This is a genomic window from Enterobacter sp. IF2SW-B1 (assembly GCF_001743375.1).
Lineage (GTDB): Bacteria > Pseudomonadota > Gammaproteobacteria > Enterobacterales > Enterobacteriaceae > Enterobacter > Enterobacter bugandensis.
This window is the reverse complement of record NZ_MJAA01000012.1, coordinates 60547-79657: the sequence shown is the minus strand read 5'-3', so window position 1 is coordinate 79657 and position 19111 is coordinate 60547. Positions and strand designations below refer to the sequence as shown.

Here is a 19111-nt window from a genome sequence, read left to right as displayed (position 1 = left end):
AACGGCTCCTCTGGGTTTGTTCATAATTTTTGAACAGAGGAGTCAATTTTCACCCTCTATGATCCCCGACCGTTTGAGTCCACACTTACTCCATCGAAACGAACTGAGGGTGAAAACAATGATCTACTTACGCAAAGCAAACGAACGCGGTCACGCAAATCATGGCTGGCTGGACTCATGGCATTCATTCTCGTTTGCCGACTACTACGACCCGAACTTCATGGGTTTCTCCGCGCTGCGCGTGATTAACGACGACGTGATTGATGCAGGCCAGGGCTTCGGTACCCACCCGCACAAAGACATGGAAATCCTGACCTATGTGCTGGAAGGGGCGGTTGAGCACCAGGACAGCATGGGCAACAAAGAGCAGGTGCCGGCGGGCGAGTTCCAGATTATGAGCGCGGGTACCGGGGTGCGTCACTCTGAGTACAACCCGAGCAAAACGGAAAAACTGCACCTGTATCAAATCTGGATCATTCCAGAAGAGACCGGCATCACGCCACGCTACGAGCAGCGCCGCTTCGACGCGAAACAGGGCAAACAGCTGGTGCTGTCCCCGGACGCGCGTGAAGGTTCCCTGAAAGTGCATCAGGATATGGAGCTGTACCGCTGGGCGCTGGCGAAAGACGAGCAGTCCGTGCACCAGATTGCCGCCAACCGCCGCGTGTGGATCCAGGTTGTGAAAGGGGAAGTGTCTATCAACGGCACCAAAGCCACCACCGCCGATGGTCTGGCCGTCTGGGATGAGCAGGCGCTCTCCGTGCACGCCGACAGCGAAAGCGAAATCCTGCTGTTTGACCTGCCTCCGGTCTAAATAATTTCTCAACCTTCCCTTTAAACGGGGAAGGTTGAGCTTTGTCCGTGATAAACTGAGCAAATCTCTCACTTCAAGATTTCTCAGGACGATGAAAAAGAAACGCCCCGTACTTCAGGATGTCGCCGATCGCGTCGGTGTGACCAAAATGACGGTCAGCCGTTTTTTACGTAACCCGGAACAGGTTTCCGTGGCGTTGCGTGGCAAGATTGCCGCCGCCCTTGATGAACTGGGTTATATTCCCAACCGCGCACCCGATATTCTCTCCAATGCGACCAGCCGTGCGGTGGGCGTTCTGCTTCCTTCCCTGACCAACCAGGTTTTCGCTGAAGTTCTGCGCGGCATTGAAAGCGTCACCGATGCGTTTGGCTACCAGACCATGCTCGCTCACTATGGGTACAAGCCGGAACTGGAAGAGGAACGTCTTGAATCAATGCTTTCCTGGAACATTGACGGCCTGATTTTAACCGAACGTACCCACACTGCCCGCACGCTCAAAATGATTGAAGTCGCCGGTATTCCGGTGGTGGAACTCATGGACAGCCAGTCGCCATGCCTCGACATCGCCGTTGGGTTCGATAACTTTGAAGCGGCTCGTCAGATGACAGCGGCGATCATCGCCCGCGGTCATCGTCATATTGCCTATCTGGGTGCGCGTCTTGATGAACGTACTATCATCAAACAGAAGGGATACGAGCAGGCGATGCTCGACGCAAATTTAACCCCGTACAGCGTGATGGTGGAGCAGTCCTCATCTTACACCTCGGGTATTGAGCTGATGCGTCAGGCGCGACGCGAGTATCCGCAACTGGACGGTATTTTCTGTACCAACGATGACCTTGCGGTCGGTGCAGCGTTCGAATGCCAGCGTCTGGGGTTGAAGATCCCTGAGGATATGGCGATTGCCGGCTTCCACGGCCACGATATTGGTCAGGTGATGGAGCCGCGTCTGGCGAGCGTTCTGACACCGCGTGAACGCATGGGCCGCATTGGTGCAGAACGCCTGCTGGCGCGCATTCGTGGAGAGACGGTTACCCCTAAAATGTTAGATTTAGGTTTCACCTTGTCACCGGGTGGATCTATTTGAACTGACAAATTTGAAGTAGCTCACACTTATTCACTTCGCGCACGTTTGGATATTGCTTCTCTTTTGCCCCGGCAGGACAATGTTACCGATAACTGTTACCCGTAACAATTGACTGAGGGACACCCTTTGAGCACGACTAATCACGATCACCACGTTTACGTCCTGATGGGCGTGTCCGGTAGCGGTAAATCTGCCGTGGCGAGCGAAGTGGCGCATCAACTTCAGGCTGCGTTTCTTGATGGTGACTTCCTCCATCCGCGCAGCAACATCATGAAAATGGCTTCCGGCGAGCCGCTGAACGACGACGACCGCAAACCGTGGTTGCAGGCGCTGAATGACGCCGCGTTCGCGATGCAGCGCACCAACAAAGTTTCCCTGATCGTCTGCTCCGCGCTGAAAAAAACCTACCGCGACCTGCTGCGCGACGGCAATCCGAACCTCTCGTTCATCTACCTGAAAGGCGATTTCGGGGTGATTGAAAGCCGTCTGAAAGCGCGTAAAGGCCACTTCTTTAAAACCCAGATGCTGGTGACGCAGTTCGAAGCGCTTCAGGAGCCGGGTGAAGATGAAAAAGACGTCTTAGTGGTTGATATCGATCAGCCGCTGGAAGGTGTTGTAGCCAGCACCATCGAGGTCATTAACAAAAGGCAGTAAGTTTTGAGTACATTAACGCTAGTTTTGACAGCAGTGGGTTCGGTATTGCTGCTGCTGTTTTTAGTGATGAAGGCGCGTATGCACGCCTTCGTTGCTTTGATGGTGGTTTCTATTGGTGCAGGTCTCTTTTCCGGTATGCCGCTCGACAAGATCGCCGCGACGATGGAAAAAGGGATGGGAGGCACGCTGGGCTTCCTGGCGATTGTGGTCGCGCTGGGCGCGATGTTTGGCAAGATTCTGCATGAGACGGGCGCGGTCGACCAGATTGCCGTCAAAATGCTCAAATCCTTCGGGCACAGCCGCGCGCACTACGCGATTGGCCTGGCCGGTCTGATTTGCGCACTGCCGCTGTTCTTCGAAGTGGCGGTGGTGCTGCTCATCAGCGTCGCCTTCTCCATGGCGCGCCATACCGGCACTAACCTCGTGAAGCTGGTCATTCCGCTGTTTGCGGGCGTGGCGGCGGCTGCGGCGTTTCTGCTGCCAGGGCCGGCGCCGATGCTGCTGGCCTCCCAGATGCACGCGGACTTTGGCTGGATGATCCTGATTGGCCTGTGTGCGGCCATCCCGGGGATGATTATCGCCGGTCCGCTGTGGGGCAATTTCATCAGCCGTTACGTTGAGCTGCACATCCCGGACGACATCACCGAGCCGCACCTGGGCGAAGGCAAAATGCCGTCATTCGGCTTTAGCCTTTCTTTGATCCTGCTCCCGCTGGTGCTGGTGGGCCTGAAAACCATCGCTGCGCGCTTTGTGCCGGTCGGTTCTACCGCGTACGAATGGTTTGAGTTCATCGGTCACCCGTTCACGGCGATTCTGGTGGCGTGTCTGGTGGCGATTTACGGCCTGGCGATGCGCCAGGGAATGCCAAAAGACCGCGTGATGGAGATCTGTGGTGCGGCGCTGCAGCCTGCGGGTATTATCCTGCTGGTGATCGGTGCCGGCGGCGTGTTCAAACAGGTGCTGGTGGATTCCGGCGTGGGCCCGGCTCTGGGTGAAGCACTGACCGGAATGGGCCTGCCGATTGCGGTAACCTGCTTCGTGCTGGCTGCGGCGGTGCGCATCATTCAGGGTTCCGCCACCGTGGCGTGCTTAACCGCCGTGGGTCTGGTGATGCCGGTAATTGAACAGCTCAACTACTCCGGCGCGCAGATGGCTGCGCTGTCTATCTGCATCGCGGGCGGGTCAATTGTGGTCTCTCACGTTAACGACGCTGGCTTCTGGCTGTTCGGCAAGTTTACTGGCGCCACCGAAGCGCAAACGCTGAAAACCTGGACGCTGATGGAAACCATCCTCGGCACCACCGGGGCCATTGTCGGGATGATTGCCTTTACGCTGCTCAGCTAAATGCAATGATTTAACAAGGCTCAAAACTAAGGCCCGGTAGCGTTAGCGCTTACCGGGCCTTTTTTATTATCCAGGGCATCAGGCCGGGCCATAACCCGGCATTGTGTTACTCGCCCTGCGTCGCGCTCTCAATCGTCAAGCGCACATCCGACGTAATCAGTTCAGCCAGCATCTGGTAAACCTTCAGCGTCTCTTCCGGCTCGGCATCGCCCGTATCGCTGATAAAGCCTTCGTCACGCAGCGTCAGCACCAGCGAGCTGAATACCGCCTTGTCGAAGAATTCCGGGGCGTTAATGCCGTGCAGAACGGACAGGCGCTGCGCCAGCGTCCGGCTCTCTTTCTCCAGCGTGCCGCGGTTGATCGACGGGTTCGCGCTCAGCAGCCAGAACGTAATGGCGTAGCGCTGCAGCGTTTCGCGCGCACCGGCCGCCAGCAGTTGCAGGGTACGGGAGCGTGACGGATTGATGTGCAGCTCGTCGTTCGCAACGGTGATCAGCCCCTGACGGCGCAGCTCTTCCGTCAGTTTATCCAGCTCAACGGCCAGCTCTTCCTTGCTCCAGCGCAGGAATAGCTCCGCTTTAAGCATCGGGTAGAGCGTCTCAACGTGGCGCAACAGCTCCTGACGTGAAATACGGCGATGCTGGGTGATAATGGCCGCCATGAGCGATGGCAGCATCAGCATATGAGCGATGTTGTTGCGGTAGTACGTCATCAGTACGGCCTGCTCGCGCGGCAGAATGATGATATCGCCGATCGTATCTTTCTCGACTTCGAACTTGTTCATCTGCAGCGCGTGATCGATAAGCTCGCTGGCGGTAGCAGAAGGAGCTGTCGAATCAACCGAGTATGGCACGTTGCGCATCATGTCCAGATAGCAGTCCAGCTGCTCCGTGAGCTGTTCACGGGTCAGGGAACGCTGACGTGAAGCCAGCAGCGCCGTACAGCACAGGTTCATCGCATTGGCCGCACCGGCGTTGTTAATGCGCACCATCAGTTCGGACGCGATACCGTTCACCGTTGGCGTCAGCCAGGCCGGACGCACCGCTTCGATAGGATCGATAGACTCGCGCCAATCCGGAACATGATGGTTCAGATACGTCATCAGCGGCATCGGCTCGCCAAAGTTTACGTAGCCCTGACCCAGGTTGCGTAACTTGCTCAGGCCGCGCAGCATCTGCGGCAGGCTCTCTTTCTCTTTGGTCGCGCCGCGCAGCTCTTTGGCGTACGTGCCCACTTCCATCACGTGCTCATAGCCAATGTAAATTGGCACGAGCGTGATTGGACGCGTACCGCCGCGCAGCATCGCCTGAATGGTCATCGACAGCGTGCCGGTCTTCGGATCGAGCAGACGACCGGTACGGGAGCGCCCGCCCTCCACGAAGTACTCTACGGAGTAGCCGCGGCTGAACAGCTCGCCAAGATACTCGCGGAACACGGTGGAGTAGAGCTTGTTGCCCTTGAAGGTACGACGAATAAAGAACGCACCCAGGCGGCGGAAAATCGGGCCTGCTGGCCAGAAGTTCAGGTTAATACCGGCGGCAATGTGCGGCGGTACCAGTCCCTGGTGATAGAGCACGTAGGAGAGAAGCAGGTAGTCCATGTGGCTGCGGTGGCAGGGGACATAGACAATCTCATGACCATCGTGCGCCAGCTGACGAACACGCTCAGCGTTATGCACGTTGATGCCCTGATACAGGCGGTTCCAGGTAAAGCCGAGAATACGATCGGACAGGCGAATCATCTCGTAGGAGAAGTTCGCTGCGATCTCTTCCATCAGCGCAATGGCGTTCTGCTGGGCTTTCTCATGGGAAATTTTCTTGCTGCGCGCTTCGTCTTCAACGGCGCGGGCGATCGCTTTGGAGGCCAGCAGCTTGTTGAACAGGTCCTGACGCGCCGGAAGACGTGGCCCTACGGCCGCCAGGCGCTGACGGGCGAAGTGCATACGTGCCACGCGCGCCAGTTTTTGCGCGATGATCTTGTCAGTGCCGTGCTCGTCCGCCATTCGGCGAAGGGAGACGGAAGGGGAGAAGCGCACAAAGCTGTCGCGTCCCAGCCAGGAGACCGCGAAGAATTTCTGGATGCCGTTAAGCATGCGCAGCGGCGGGTTCTCTTCGCCTTTTTCGCGGCCCGGACGGCGACCAAACATCACCGATACCGGCACCATCTGCACATCCAGGTCAGGATTGCTGCGGTGCAGGTCGAGATAGTCGTGGAACAGCTTGATGGACTCTTCTTTCGGTGTGTAATAGGTAAACACGCGCGGCCCGCCGTGAATGAACACGTAGCGCGGCAGCAAAGTGCCGTCAACTTCCAGTGGTTCAAGCGGATCGGGTAAATCATGCGCCAGACACTGGGCACGGAGCGTTAGCAGGTCTGCCTTAGAGTTATAAGGCAAAACGTACATAATAGGGCGCGACGTATCGAGCCCCAGTTCCAGCGCGGGTTCTGCTGGGATAGACTTGCTTTTTACCAGTATGCTTAATGGTAAATTAAGTAATTTGTAGTAAATTCTTGGCCAGCCGGACATAAACGATGTAAAGCCTCTGGTTAATAATGCAATTGCGGCGCAAGGATAACAGAAAGCGCGCAAAATTTCTGTTGTTACCCGTCATACTTCAGGCGGCAGCGAAACGCGCTGCAGCTTCTGTTACTGACGCTCTTTTTTAAAAAAGGTTCTTTTAATGGCCAATAATACCACTGGGTTGACGCGTATCATCAAAGCCGCCGGCTATTCATGGAAAGGTTTCCGTGCCGCGTGGGTCAATGAAGCTGCTTTTCGCCAGGAAGGTGTCGCCGCTATCGTCGCGGTTATCATCGCCTGTTTCCTTGATGTAGATGCCATTACCCGCGTGCTTCTCATCGGTTCCGTACTTCTGGTGATGATAGTGGAAATTCTCAATAGCGCTATTGAGGCCGTGGTCGATCGAATCGGTTCTGAATTTCACGAGCTCTCTGGCCGTGCGAAAGATATGGGCTCCGCCGCTGTCCTGCTGGCGATTATCACCGCAGCCATTACCTGGGTCACGCTGCTTTGGTCACATTTCCGATGATGCTCGAGGAATAATTAAGTCCCTGGTTTTTTGTGCAGTTTTTGGTTCCAAAATCGCCTTTGACTGTATATACTCACAGCATAACTGTATATACACCCAGGGGGCGGAATGAAAGCATTAACGACCAGGCAGCAAGAGGTGTTTGATCTCATTCGGGATCATATCGGCCAGACGGGTATGCCACCCACGCGTGCGGAAATCGCGCAGCGTCTGGGTTTCCGTTCTCCGAATGCTGCCGAGGAACACCTGAAAGCGCTGGCGCGTAAGGGTGTGATTGAGATTGTGTCAGGCGCGTCGCGTGGTATCCGCCTGCTGGTGGAAGAAGAGACGGGCATTCCGCTGATAGGCCGCGTTGCTGCAGGTGAACCTCTGCTGGCACAACAGCATATTGAAGGTCACTACCAGGTCGATCCTGGTATGTTCAAGCCGAGCGCTGATTTTCTGCTGCGCGTTAGCGGGATGTCGATGAAAGACATCGGCATTCTTGATGGCGACCTTCTGGCCGTTCACAAAACGCAGGATGTGCGAAACGGCCAGGTGGTGGTTGCGCGCATCGATGACGAAGTGACCGTTAAGCGCCTGAAAAAACAGGGTAACACTGTTCAGCTGTTGCCCGAAAACAATGAGTTCACCCCGATTGTGGTCGACCTCCGCGAACAGAGCTTCTCTATTGAAGGTCTGGCTGTTGGCGTGATTCGTAACGGCGAATGGCTGTAATCTCTTCCTGACAGGCTACGCTTCCGCTGTAGCCTGCTTCATTTACCCTTCCCGGTATCTCTCATGTCACTGCTGACGGCATCTGATAAGGCATTGTGGCGTCTTGCCCTGCCGATGATTTTCTCCAATATCACCGTGCCCTTGCTGGGTCTGGTCGATACGGCCGTTATTGGTCATCTCGATTCCCCTGTTTATCTTGGCGGCGTGGCGATTGGCGCGACGGCAACCAGCTTCCTGTTTATGCTGCTGCTCTTTTTGCGTATGAGTACTACCGGGCTCACGGCACAGGCGTATGGTGCGAAAGATCCGTTACGTCTGGCGCGTGCGCTGGTGCAGCCGCTGATTCTGGCGCTTGGCGCGGGGACGCTCATTGTTTTACTGCGCACGCCCCTGATAGACCTTGCGCTCCATGTTGTTGGCGGCAGCGAGGCGGTACTGGAGCAGGCGCGTCGCTTCCTTGAAATCCGCTGGCTCAGCGCGCCCGCTTCGCTGGCAAACCTGGTTCTGCTGGGTTGGTTACTGGGTGTGCAATACGCCCGTGCGCCAGTGATTTTGCTGGTCGTGGGAAACCTTCTCAACATTGTGCTCGATCTCTGGCTGGTGATGGGCCTGCATATGGACGTGCGCGGGGCGGCACTGGCGACGGCGATTGCCGAATACGGAACCTTACTCATTGGGCTGTGGATGGTCTGGCGCGTGATGGCCCTGCGCGGGATATCCCTCGTAATGCTGAAAACCGCATGGCGCGGCAATATCCGTAAACTGCTGGCGCTCAACCGTGACATCATGCTGCGCTCGCTTCTGCTACAACTCTGTTTTGGCGCATTGACGGTTTTTGGTGCCCGTCTTGGGCCTGAGATCGTCGCGGTGAATGCGGTCCTGATGACATTGCTGACGTTTACCGCCTACGCGCTGGACGGCTTCGCCTACGCTGTTGAGGCGCATTCCGGGCAGGCGTACGGCGCGCGGGAAAGTGGCCAGCTTAGGGATGTCTGGCGGGCAGCCTGTCGACAAGCGGGACTGGTCGCGCTGGCGTTTGCACTGATTTATGCCTGTTTTGGCCGTGACATTATTGCATTACTCACTTCGATCCCGGCTTTACGCGAACTGGCGGACCACTACATCGTCTGGCAGGTGATCTTGCCGGTGGTGGGGGTGTGGTGTTATCTGCTGGACGGCATGTTTATCGGTGCGACGCGCGGAGCGGAAATGCGCAACAGTATGGCGGTTGCGGCGGCGGGGTTTGGTTTGACGCTGCTGACGCTTCCGTGGCTGGGTAATCACGGTTTGTGGCTGGCGCTTGCGGTCTTTCTCTCCCTGCGCGGCCTCTCGCTTGCCTTTATCTGGCATCACCACTGGCAAAATAATACCTGGCTTCCTTCCCGTCACGATATATCCTGACGGTTAAAGATTCCGAATATGAAATCAACTGCCGAATCCTCAACTACAATTATTATCACGTCCAGCAGAAAAGAACGTAACGGACGTTACGACCCGACGCTTAACTAAGAGGACACGATGATGAATAAAGACGAAATCGGCGGCAACTGGAAGCAGTTCAAAGGTAAAGCGAAAGAACAGTGGGGTAAGCTGACTGATGACGATATGACCGTCATTGAAGGCAAGCGCGATCAGCTTGTCGGTAAAATTCAGGAACGTTACGGCTACGAGAAAGACCAGGCGGAAAATGAAGTCAAAGACTGGGAAACCCGTAACGATTACCGCTGGTAACGCTGAATAACCCACAGAGGCGGCTTAAGAGCCGCCTTTCTTTTGCTGCTAACGCGGCTTTTTCTTCACCAGAATAGAGTGGTCGTGCTGACACGCATCCTGATGTCGACAGGCTTCCACCTCTACACAGGCTGAACACAGCCCGTGCGCTTCAATCACGTTATGACGCAGGGCAAAACCCATTTTTGCCGCCAGCGTGTGCATAATGTCCTCTACGCCTTCCGCTCCCTCTTCTTTCACTACGCCGCAACGATCGCAGATAAACATGGCCGATGTATGCGTTGGCTGATCGAAAAGATGGCACAGGACATAGCTGTTTGTGGATTCGACTTTATGCACAAATCCTTGTTCCAGCAGGAAATCCAGCGCGCGATACACCGTGGGCGGTTTAGCCTGCGGCTCGCTTTCGCGGAGCAGGTCGAGCAGATCGTAGGCGCTAATCGCTCCCTGTTGCAGGCTCATCAGGCGCAAGACTTCAAGGCGCTGCGGGGTCAGGCGCACATTGCGTTGCGCGCATAGCTTTTCGGCCTGCGCTAACAGCTCTTTTGTGGACTTATCCATTTAGCACCTCGGATGTTCTGGGAGATAAAACCCTCACTTTATCATGTTCTGGCAAAAACACCGATATCCGCCAGGCTGTGCTATACCTGACGCATCGCAAACCGGGAATGTAACAATGAAAAAACCAGACTGTATCAAGCACTGGCGCGACGTAGAAGGGCCAGATGACGCCACCTACCCCGACAGTAACGAGCTTTTTTCCATCGGATCGCCGCTGGCGCGCAGCCTGGGCCTCAGGCGTATAGGCATTCATCATGAACGTTTACCGCCGGGGCGTCGGACGTCCTATCCCCATGCGGAAAGTGACGAAGAAGAGTTTATCTACGTGCTTGAGGGCTATCCTGAAGCCTGGATTAATGGTTATTTGTGGAAACTCGAACCCGGAGACAGCGTGGGCTTTCCCGCCGGAACGGGGGTGTGCCACACCTTTATCAACAACACAGAGGAAGAGGTTCGGCTACTGGTGGTGGGGGAGGCCAACAAGAAGCACAACCGCATCTACTATCCGTTCAATCCGGTTTATGCCGCCACGCGGGAAGATCGCTGGGTAGACCATCCGCCACAGTTTTTTGGGCCGCACGATGGAAAACCTGGGAAAAAATAATTTCCTCTTCTATAAATATTGAGGGCCGTCACAAATTACAACAGGCCGTAAGGAAGTTTTACTTAGGGAATGAATTAGCGGGTCTTTTTATCTTTATTCACAGCAATAGTTCGCGCCTGTTTGGGGGATAACAGACAGGGGTTATTTCATAACAGACTATAAGACGGGCATACTGTGAAAAAACATTTTAAATTTTCGGTGGTTAGCATCGCTGTCTCCTTGTTTATGGCAAATCAGGCGGGAGCAGCCAATACCTGGACAGAATCACGTAGCGACGCGATGGGGGGCACCGGCGTTGCTTCGGGCAATTATGGTAGCGGGGCGTTAATTAACCCCGCGCTGCTGGCAAAGGCAAAACCGGACGATGACGTGACGGTCATTTTGCCGTCCGTTGGGGTGCAGGTAACGGATGAGGATAATCTTCAGGATGAGATTGATACCATCAACGACAAAATCAATCACTATAAGGATGTGGTTGATAACCTTACGCCAATCGAGGTTATTACTAATCCGTTAGGCTCCATCAACCAGTTCCAGGGCGCGGCCAAAGATCTGGCCGATGAGCTGGACTATCTCAAGGGCAAAACCGCTCGCGCGACGGCAGGAGCAGGCCTTGCCGTGAGTATCCCTAACGATGTGCTTTCCGTGGCCTTTATGGCGAAAGGGTACGCCCATGGCCGGGTAAGTTCGTCTATCGACCAGCAGGATATTGATTATCTGCGCGGTATTCAAAGAAGCAATCTGGTGGCTGCCGGCGTTGCCCTGGACGCTGCGCTGAACGGCACGGACCAGATCACTAAAAACCTCAACTCAACGGCGTCCGGTCGGGCGGCGATTATTTCCGACTACGGTATTGCCGTTGCCCGCCAGTTTGACCTTGGCGGCGTTCCGGTTTCCGTGGGCGTGACGCCAAAACTGCAAAAAAGCTGGATCTATAACTACACCACCTCGATCTACGATTACGACAGTAATAAGTGGAACGATAGCCGCTACCGTACAGACGATACCGGCTTTAACGTCGATGCCGGTATTGCCGCTGATTTTGGCGAAAACTGGACGGTCGGCGTGAGCGGGCAAAACCTGATGTCGCGCGATATCGACACCAAAGATATCCGCATCCGCAACGGGCGTACGGGGGAAGTTGTGAGCTATAAAGACACCTACCAGATCCGTCCGCTGGTGACCGCGGGCGCTGCCTGGCACAACGATCTGGTGACCCTGACCGCCGATGGCGATCTGACCGAAACCAAAGGCTTTAAGAGCGAAGATACGTCGCAGTATGTTGGGGTCGGTGCTGAAGTGACTCCGCTGAGCTGGCTGGCTGTGCGTGCCGGTTATCGTGCGGATATGAAAGGGAACGACAGCAACGTCTTTACCGGCGGTGTCGGTTTCGCGCCGTTCAATACCGTTCATGTTGACCTGATGGGCCTGTATGGCGAGGACGAAACCTGGGGCGCAGGGGCTCAGCTGAGCATGACGTTCTAAAGTACACCGGAGGCGCTGCGCCTCCGGCTTTTCTTTGTGCTATAGTAGCGCCCCTTTTCCACCAGATGCTTAAAACTTCGCCATGTCGTCAGAACACCAGACCGCTTTTCCTGCACACCGTTTCTCTATTGCGCCAATGCTCGACTGGACGGACAGACACTGCCGCTATTTCCTGCGCCAGCTCTCCCGCCATACGCTGCTGTACACCGAAATGGTGACCACGGGCGCAATTATTCACGGTAAGGGCGACTACCTGGCATACAGTGAAGAAGAGCATCCGGTTGCGCTGCAGTTGGGGGGCAGCGATCCGGCCGCGCTGGCCCGGTGTGCAAAGCTGGCGGAAGAACGCGGCTACGACGAGATCAACCTGAACGTTGGCTGCCCTTCCGACCGCGTGCAAAACGGCATGTTCGGCGCCTGTCTGATGGGCAACGCACAGCTGGTGGCGGACTGCATCAAAGCGATGCGCGATGTGGTCTCCATTCCGGTGACGGTCAAAACCCGTATCGGCATTGACGACCAGGACAGCTACGAATTCCTGTGTGATTTCATCAATACGGTGTCAGGGAAAGGCGAGTGTGAGATGTTTATCATCCACGCCCGCAAAGCCTGGCTTTCAGGCCTTAGCCCGAAAGAGAACCGTGAGATCCCGCCGCTGGACTACCCGCGCGTGTACCAGCTGAAACGTGATTTCCCGCACCTGACGATGTCAATCAACGGCGGTATTAAGTCGCTGGAAGAGGCGAAAGCGCACCTTGAGCATATGGATGGCGTGATGGTCGGGCGCGAGGCGTATCAAAATCCGGGCATTCTGGCGACGGTCGATCGCGAAATCTTTGGCGTTGCAGGCGCAGACACCGATCCTGTTGCCGTCGTGCGTGCCATGTACCCTTACATTGAGCGCGAGTTGAGCAATGGCACCTATCTTGGCCACATCACCCGCCATATGCTTGGCCTGTTCCAGGGTATTCCGGGCGCGCGCCAGTGGCGTCGCTACCTCAGTGAGAACGCGCATAAAGCCGGTGCCGATATTGAGGTGCTGGAACATGCGCTGCGGCTGGTGGCGGATAAGCGATAATTTCGCTAAAAGATCGTCAAATTCACCACGCCCTGCGGATCCTCGCGGGGCGTTTTGCTTTAAGAACAATAGGTTAGTTTTGGCATGATTCTTGTAATGATTGCAGCATCATTCGGGAACTCGTGGGAGAGCACCATGCTTGAACTACTTTTTGTGATTGGCTTTTTTGTCATGCTGATGGTCACGGGCGTGTCGCTGCTCGGCATTCTGGCCGCGCTCGTTGTGGCTACGGTAGTTATGTTTATCGGCGGATTATTTGCCCTGACGATCAAACTGCTGCCGTGGCTGCTGCTGGCTATCGCCGTGGTGTGGGTAATACGGGCGATTAAAGCGCCAAAACTGCCGACTTATCAGCGCAATAACCGCTTCCGTTACTAAGGTATTGAGGGGTTCGTCACATACTTGTAACTTTTCCGGCAGCATGGCTTAGAACAGAATAGGATTTACTTATCGAATCTGTCACTATGGCTGCCGCTACAGAATTCATCGAGCTGTACCCTACATACAGCCGAACTAAAAAAAGAAAGGGCTTCCCACGGGAAGCCCAATTTCTTTTTGGGGGTCAGGGAATTAGCAAACTTGAACCCTGCGTCGCCCGGCTTTCCAGCACCTCATGCGCGCGCTGCGCATCGGTTAGCGGGTATTTCTGCGCATCCGCCACATCCACCTTAATCACGCCGCTGGCTATTAGCGAGAACAGCTCGTTGCTGGCTTCCTCCAGTTCTTCCCGGTTGGTGATGTAACCCTGCAAAGAAGGGCGCGTCACGTACAGCGACCCTTTCTGATTCAGAATGCCGAGATTGACGCCGGTGACAGCGCCTGAGGCGTTACCAAAGCTCACCATCAGTCCGCGACGCTGCAGGCAGTCCAGCGACGCTTCCCAGGTGTCTTTCCCCACCGAGTCATACACGACGCGTACTTTTTTGCCGCCGGTGATCTCTTTTAGCCGCTCGACGATGCTCTCTTCCCGGTAGTTGATCACCTGCCACGCGCCCGCGTCCAGCGCACGCTGGGCTTTTTGCGCACTGCCTGTGGTGCCGATCAGCTTCGCGCCTAAGGCTTTCGCCCACTGGCAGGCAATCAGCCCCACGCCACCGGCGGCAGCATGGAACAGGAACTGCTCATCGGGCTTAATTTCGTAGGTTTTGCGCAGCAGGTAATAGACCGTCAGCCCTTTCAGGAATGAGGCGGCCGCCTGCTCAAAGGTGATGGCGTTCGGCAGCAGGGCGGCTTTGTCCGCCGGGACGTTGTGGACGGAGCTGTAAGCGCCCAGGGCAGACTGTGCATATACAACACGGTCGCCTTCTTTAATGTGCTTAACCGCACTGCCCACTTTGCTGACGATGCCGGCCGCTTCAGTGCCCAGGCCGCTCGGCATTGACGGAGGCGGGTAGAGACCGCCGCGAATATAAGTATCGATGTAGTTTATGCCGATGGCTTTGTTTTCAACCTGCACTTCGTTTTCGCCAGGCGCGGTGGGGGTGAACTCCACCGCTTTCAGCACTTCAGGACCGCCGTGTTTCTGGAACTCAATGCGCGTTGCCATGCTCCCTCCGTAAGAAAAATATGGTAATCTTTCGACCCACTCTTTATCTCGGTAACTCCATTCACTATGGCAGGAAACAAACCCTTCAACAAACAGACTGAACCTCGCGAGCGTGATTTCCAGGTCGCAGGGTTAAAAGTCCCGCCGCACTCGATTGAAGCGGAACAGTCGGTGTTGGGCGGTTTAATGCTGGATAACGAACGCTGGGACGACGTCGCCGAGCGCGTAGTGTCTGAAGATTTCTACACCCGTCCGCACCGCCATATCTTTACCGAAATGGCGCGCCTGCAGGAGTCCGGCAGCCCGATTGACCTGATTACGCTCGCGGAATCGCTGGAGCGTCAGGGGCAGCTGGACAGCGTTGGCGGCTTTGCCTACCTGGCAGAACTGTCAAAAAACACGCCAAGTGCGGCGAACATTAGCGCTTACGCCGACATCGTGCGCGAACGTGCCGTCGTCCGCGAGATGATCTCGGTAGCGAACGAGATCGCCGAAGCCGGTTTTGATCCGCAGGGTCGCACCAGTGAAGACCTGCTCGACCTTGCCGAGTCCCGCGTCTTCAAAATCGCCGAAAGCCGCGCCAACAAAGACGAAGGCCCGAAAAACATCGCCGACGTGCTCGACGCCACCGTTGCGCGTATAGAGCAGCTTTTCCAGCAGCCGCACGATGGCGTGACCGGGGTGAACACAGGCTATGACGATCTGAACAAAAAAACTGCCGGTTTACAGCCGTCGGATTTAATTATCGTCGCGGCGCGTCCATCGATGGGTAAAACGACATTTGCGATGAACCTCGTTGAAAATGCGGCGATGTTGCAGGATAAGCCGGTGCTTATTTTCAGTCTCGAGATGCCCTCGGAGCAGATTATGATGCGTTCTCTGGCATCCCTGTCGCGCGTGGATCAGACCCGCATCCGTACCGGCCAGCTCGACGACGAGGACTGGGCGCGCATCTCCGGCACCATGGGCATTCTGCTGGAAAAACGGAACATCTACATCGATGACTCCTCCGGCCTGACGCCGACGGAAGTGCGCTCCCGCGCGCGCCGCATCGCCCGTGAACACGGCGGCATCGGCCTTATCATGATCGACTACCTTCAGCTGATGCGCGTCCCGTCGCTCTCAGACAACCGTACGCTGGAAATTGCAGAGATTTCCCGCTCGCTCAAGGCGTTAGCTAAAGAGCTGCACGTGCCGGTAGTGGCGCTGTCGCAGCTTAACCGCTCTCTGGAACAGCGTGCAGACAAACGCCCGGTCAACTCCGACCTGCGTGAATCCGGCTCCATTGAGCAGGATGCCGACTTAATCATGTTCATCTACCGTGATGAGGTCTATCACGAGAACAGCGACCTGAAAGGGATCGCCGAAATTATTATTGGTAAGCAACGTAACGGCCCCATCGGTACGGTACGTCTGACCTTTAACGGACAGTGGTCGCGTTTCGACAACTATGCCGGTCCTCAATATGATGATGAGTAATTTCTAAGGAATTCAAATGCAAGCGGCAACTGTTGTTATTAACCGCCGCGCTCTGCGACACAACCTGCAACGTCTGCGTGAACTGGCGCCCGCCAGCAGGCTCGTTGCAGTCGTGAAAGCGAACGCTTACGGACACGGTCTTCTTGAGACCGCGCGAACGCTCCCCGATGCCGACGCCTTTGGCGTCGCCCGTCTCGAAGAAGCTCTCCGCCTGCGCGCAGGCGGCATTACGCAACCGATTCTGCTCCTTGAAGGCTTTTTTGAAGCCTCGGATCTGCCGACCATTGCAGACCAGCAGCTGCATACGGCTGTCCATAACGAAGAACAACTGGCCGCGCTGGAAACGGCTGAACTGAGCGAGCCGGTCACCGTCTGGATGAAGCTCGATACGGGCATGCACAGGCTGGGCGTGCGTCCGGAAAACGCGGAGGCGTTTTATCAGCGTTTGTGCCAGTGCAAAAATGTGCGTCAGCCGGTCAATATCGTCAGCCACTTCGCCCGTGCCGATGAGCCCGAATGTGGCGCAACCGAGCAGCAGCTTGATATCTTCAACACCTTCTGCGAAGGCAAGCCGGGAATGCGCTCCATTGCGGCATCCGGCGGCATTCTGCTGTGGCCGCAATCCCACTTCGACTGGGCGCGTCCGGGGATTATCCTGTATGGCGTTTCCCCGCTTGAGAATAAACCCTGGGGGCCGGACTTAGGCTTTAAGCCGGTGATGTCGCTGGTATCAAAGCTGATTGCCGTGCGGGAGCACAAAGCGGGCGAGCCGGTGGGTTACGGCGGTACCTGGACCAGCGAGCGCGACACGCGGCTTGGCGTGGTGGCGATGGGCTACGGCGACGGCTATCCGCGCGCGGCACCAACGGGCACGCCGGTGCTGGTCAATGGTCGTGAAGTGAAAATTGTCGGCCGCGTGGCGATGGACATGATTTGCGTGGATCTTGGGCCCGGCGCGCAGGATAAAGCGGGTGACGATGCGGTGATGTGGGGTGAAGGTCTGCCCGTCGAGCGCATTGCTGAGATTACAAAAGTAAGTGCTTACGAACTTATTACGCGTCTGACGTCGCGGGTGGCGATGAAGTATCTGGATTGATCCGCAAAAAACGGTGGCTCCAGGGTAGCCACCGTCACCGTTTTACGGACGAAGCAGCATCACAAAGGTTCCGGCAATAATGGGTTGCCCATTCGTTCGGTTAATCACCCGAACCGCGTGTTGTCCCTGATGCTCGACAACATCAATGTCCAGGTTTGCAAAGTGCTCAACGTGCACCTGGTTGATGTCAGGAGAAGGGATCACATGCACAAACCCTGTGCTGGTCCGGTAAATCACTGTCGCATGCCCGACACCGATAATCATGGCGCTATAATCAGCCAGATAGTGTTGAGCCTCCTGCTCTAACGCCTGACGATTAACGTAATCTCCCAGCATTGAAGGCGTGATAATTCGGCAGCCTGCGCCTTTCAGATCGGTACGGGCCAGGTTGCGATTAACATCATCTTCATTCGGGGCCTGCGCGGCGAGGCCGGGAAGATGGTGGGCAATCTGAAGGGCATCCCACTGGTTTTCGAGAATATCGTTGCGGGAATAGGTACCGAAATTAGCCAGAACCATCTGCAGGCAATTCGGGAAGCACGAATTCTGGAAAACCATATTTTTATAATTAAAACCATATTGATTTAACCACGGCATATCTTTCTCCTTTGTTAATTGTGTTTACAGCACAGAAATAATAAGCAGCAGCGTTATCAATGAATATATGCTCTGTGGGAAATGCTATTTTTCGTAGAAAATGATGCAGAACATTATTTGTGAATTTCACTCCTGCTTCATCTTGATTTTAGTCATACTGTATATGATGTTTACCCTATGGCAAATGATGTTTTATAAGATCTCAATTAGCGCTCATACTCATTTTCGGAATATGTTGTTATTCATAACCTAAAAGAATAGTACTCAGGTGAGGTTAAGTTGAGATGAATATATTGATGATCGATGAGTTACCGATCTACATTCATGGTATGAAAAATGAGCTGAAAAGAGTCATGCCAGAATGTACTTTTTCTGCTACCCACAGCTACGAAGATGCAAAAGAAGTGCTCAAGTCAACGCCTGTTTCGATTGTGCTGCTTGATGGAGATATGGACTATTCTGGGTTTATTGATGAACTTGACGTTGAATGGCCAACGATCCCGGTAGTGATGATGTTTCGTAAAGCGTGCGATAGAACTTTTAACCTTTACCAGCACCATAATATAAGAGGGGTTGTTACAAAATCACTCTCTGCTGAAAAAATAATGCAGGTCATCAATGTGGTATTATCTGGTGTTATTTGTATACCTGAACAGGTCATTATGCATGAAGCCACAGCGAAAGTTAATTCTCCGGTTCTTATGCTCAGTCAGCGCCAAAAAGAAGTATTAAGCTTGCTGGCAAATGGCGGAACAAATAAGCAAATCGGTAGAGAGTTGAACATTAGCGCAGGTACCGTCAAAGTCCATCTGGAGTCAATATTTCATCGTCTTCAGGTGAATAATCGCACACAGGCAGCTAAGCTTTACTTTAAATATATTAATAAATAAAGTATCTTTTTCACTCTATTACGTTCTGAAATTATCTTTCTAAAAAATGCGTGACAACGATGGCGTTTGTCACGCATTTTATTGTGTGGTCGTTATCTTGTTAAAAAGAAACGAATGATGATCATTAAGGTTCCCGCGTCCTGAAGGAACCAGAAAGGAACGCTTGCGCTTACATTATCATGGCCTGTCAATAAACTTTCAATATTCAGCCCGCTCTGGGCAAATAATCCAAAAGCAATCGCAGCGAATCCAGCCTTATAGAGAATAGGTTGTTTTTTGATTCTTTTACTGTAAGCGCAAAAGAGGATCACAAAAGAGATGACAAGGTCCAGCATGATTGTGATGAATAACATCCACCAGTCCGTTACGCTGTTCATG

The 19111-nt window shown here is 54.6% G+C and carries 20 protein-coding genes and 1 pseudogene; 16 read left to right on the top strand and 5 right to left on the bottom strand.

Going from position 1 to position 19111, the window contains the following annotated elements:
* Positions 1-118: 118 nt before the first annotated feature.
* The 4 genes from A6013_RS20850 to gntU all read left to right on the top strand — a co-directional run bounded on the left by A6013_RS20850 (position 119) and on the right by gntU (position 3899).
* Positions 119-814, top strand: coding sequence for a pirin family protein (locus tag A6013_RS20850; RefSeq protein WP_003861565.1), 696 nt, complete (start codon positions 119-121; stop codon positions 812-814).
* 91 nt (positions 815-905) lie between these two features.
* A complete protein-coding gene (gene gntR / locus A6013_RS20845; protein ID WP_014882133.1) occupies positions 906-1901 on the top strand; it encodes a gluconate operon transcriptional repressor GntR in 996 nt (331 codons plus the stop codon).
* A 126-nt stretch (positions 1902-2027) separates the two neighbouring features.
* On the top strand, positions 2028-2555 hold the full coding sequence (gene gntK, locus A6013_RS20840) for a gluconokinase (RefSeq protein WP_045260947.1): 528 nt from the start codon (positions 2028-2030) through the stop codon (positions 2553-2555).
* Positions 2556-2558: 3 nt separating this feature from the next.
* Positions 2559-3899 carry a gluconate transporter gene (gntU, locus tag A6013_RS20835; RefSeq protein ID WP_014833577.1) on the top strand — a complete coding sequence of 447 codons (1341 nt, stop codon included), beginning with the start codon at positions 2559-2561 and terminating at the stop codon, positions 3897-3899.
* A 106-nt stretch (positions 3900-4005) separates the two neighbouring features.
* Here the strand turns inward: gntU and plsB are convergent, their stop codons facing one another.
* Positions 4006-6426, bottom strand: coding sequence for a glycerol-3-phosphate 1-O-acyltransferase PlsB (gene plsB, locus A6013_RS20830; RefSeq protein ID WP_028015161.1), 2421 nt, complete (start codon positions 6424-6426; stop codon positions 4006-4008).
* Between the two features lie 154 nt (positions 6427-6580).
* Between plsB and A6013_RS20825 the strand changes: the two genes are divergently transcribed.
* The 5 genes and pseudogenes from A6013_RS20825 to A6013_RS20810 all read left to right on the top strand — a co-directional run bounded on the left by A6013_RS20825 (position 6581) and on the right by A6013_RS20810 (position 9397).
* The gene (locus A6013_RS20825; protein WP_049137653.1) at positions 6581-6949 is read left to right on the top strand and encodes a diacylglycerol kinase; all 369 of its coding nucleotides are present in this window, start codon (positions 6581-6583) and stop codon (positions 6947-6949) included.
* Positions 6950-7057: 108 nt separating this feature from the next.
* Entirely contained in the window at positions 7058-7666 is a 609-nt protein-coding gene (gene lexA, locus A6013_RS20820) for a transcriptional repressor LexA (RefSeq protein WP_028015162.1), read from the top strand.
* Positions 7667-7729: 63 nt separating this feature from the next.
* Positions 7730-9067, top strand: a complete 1338-nt coding sequence (gene dinF, locus A6013_RS20815) for an MATE family efflux transporter DinF (protein ID WP_069733684.1) — start codon at positions 7730-7732, stop codon at positions 9065-9067.
* Positions 9064-9138, top strand: a pseudogene (locus tag A6013_RS27835) (hypothetical protein); the annotation flags it as partial. The gene dinF and the pseudogene A6013_RS27835, both read left to right, overlap by 4 nt.
* A gap of 49 nt (positions 9139-9187) precedes the next feature.
* On the top strand, positions 9188-9397 hold the full coding sequence (locus A6013_RS20810; RefSeq protein ID WP_003860314.1) for a CsbD family protein: 210 nt from the start codon (positions 9188-9190) through the stop codon (positions 9395-9397).
* A 48-nt stretch (positions 9398-9445) separates the two neighbouring features.
* Here A6013_RS20810 and zur read toward each other — a convergent pair whose 3' ends face one another.
* Positions 9446-9958, bottom strand: coding sequence for a zinc uptake transcriptional repressor Zur (gene zur / locus A6013_RS20805; protein ID WP_025757832.1), 513 nt, complete (start codon positions 9956-9958; stop codon positions 9446-9448).
* Positions 9959-10073: 115 nt separating this feature from the next.
* On the opposite strand from zur, the gene A6013_RS20800 reads away from it, so the two are divergent.
* The 4 genes from A6013_RS20800 to pspG all read left to right on the top strand — a co-directional run bounded on the left by A6013_RS20800 (position 10074) and on the right by pspG (position 13503).
* On the top strand, positions 10074-10562 hold the full coding sequence (locus A6013_RS20800) for a cupin domain-containing protein (RefSeq protein ID WP_069733683.1): 489 nt from the start codon (positions 10074-10076) through the stop codon (positions 10560-10562).
* Positions 10563-10787: 225 nt separating this feature from the next.
* Positions 10788-12047, top strand: a complete 1260-nt coding sequence (traF, locus tag A6013_RS20795) for a conjugal transfer protein TraF (RefSeq protein ID WP_153657273.1) — start codon at positions 10788-10790, stop codon at positions 12045-12047.
* An 82-nt stretch (positions 12048-12129) separates the two neighbouring features.
* A complete protein-coding gene (dusA, locus tag A6013_RS20790; protein WP_069733682.1) occupies positions 12130-13125 on the top strand; it encodes a tRNA dihydrouridine(20/20a) synthase DusA in 996 nt (331 codons plus the stop codon).
* A 135-nt stretch (positions 13126-13260) separates the two neighbouring features.
* Positions 13261-13503, top strand: a complete 243-nt coding sequence (gene pspG, locus A6013_RS20785) for an envelope stress response protein PspG (RefSeq protein ID WP_028015168.1) — start codon at positions 13261-13263, stop codon at positions 13501-13503.
* Between the two features lie 184 nt (positions 13504-13687).
* Here the strand turns inward: pspG and A6013_RS20780 are convergent, their stop codons facing one another.
* Positions 13688-14671 carry a quinone oxidoreductase gene (locus A6013_RS20780; protein WP_069733681.1) on the bottom strand — a complete coding sequence of 328 codons (984 nt, stop codon included), beginning with the start codon at positions 14669-14671 and terminating at the stop codon, positions 13688-13690.
* Positions 14672-14737: 66 nt separating this feature from the next.
* On the opposite strand from A6013_RS20780, the gene dnaB reads away from it, so the two are divergent.
* Together dnaB and alr are read left to right on the top strand one after the other, a co-directional pair.
* Positions 14738-16150, top strand: a complete 1413-nt coding sequence (gene dnaB / locus A6013_RS20775) for a replicative DNA helicase (protein WP_008503375.1) — start codon at positions 14738-14740, stop codon at positions 16148-16150.
* A 16-nt stretch (positions 16151-16166) separates the two neighbouring features.
* Entirely contained in the window at positions 16167-17246 is a 1080-nt protein-coding gene (alr, locus tag A6013_RS20770) for an alanine racemase (protein ID WP_049137645.1), read from the top strand.
* A gap of 42 nt (positions 17247-17288) precedes the next feature.
* Here alr and A6013_RS20765 read toward each other — a convergent pair whose 3' ends face one another.
* A complete protein-coding gene (locus A6013_RS20765) occupies positions 17289-17843 on the bottom strand; it encodes a hypothetical protein (RefSeq protein WP_063943973.1) in 555 nt (184 codons plus the stop codon).
* A gap of 296 nt (positions 17844-18139) precedes the next feature.
* On the opposite strand from A6013_RS20765, the gene A6013_RS20760 reads away from it, so the two are divergent.
* Positions 18140-18733 carry a response regulator transcription factor gene (locus A6013_RS20760; RefSeq protein ID WP_248035883.1) on the top strand — a complete coding sequence of 198 codons (594 nt, stop codon included), beginning with the start codon at positions 18140-18142 and terminating at the stop codon, positions 18731-18733.
* 92 nt (positions 18734-18825) lie between these two features.
* Here the strand turns inward: A6013_RS20760 and A6013_RS20755 are convergent, their stop codons facing one another.
* Positions 18826-19110 carry a hypothetical protein gene (locus A6013_RS20755; protein WP_063943975.1) on the bottom strand — a complete coding sequence of 95 codons (285 nt, stop codon included), beginning with the start codon at positions 19108-19110 and terminating at the stop codon, positions 18826-18828.
* Between the last annotated feature and the right edge of the window lies 1 nt (position 19111).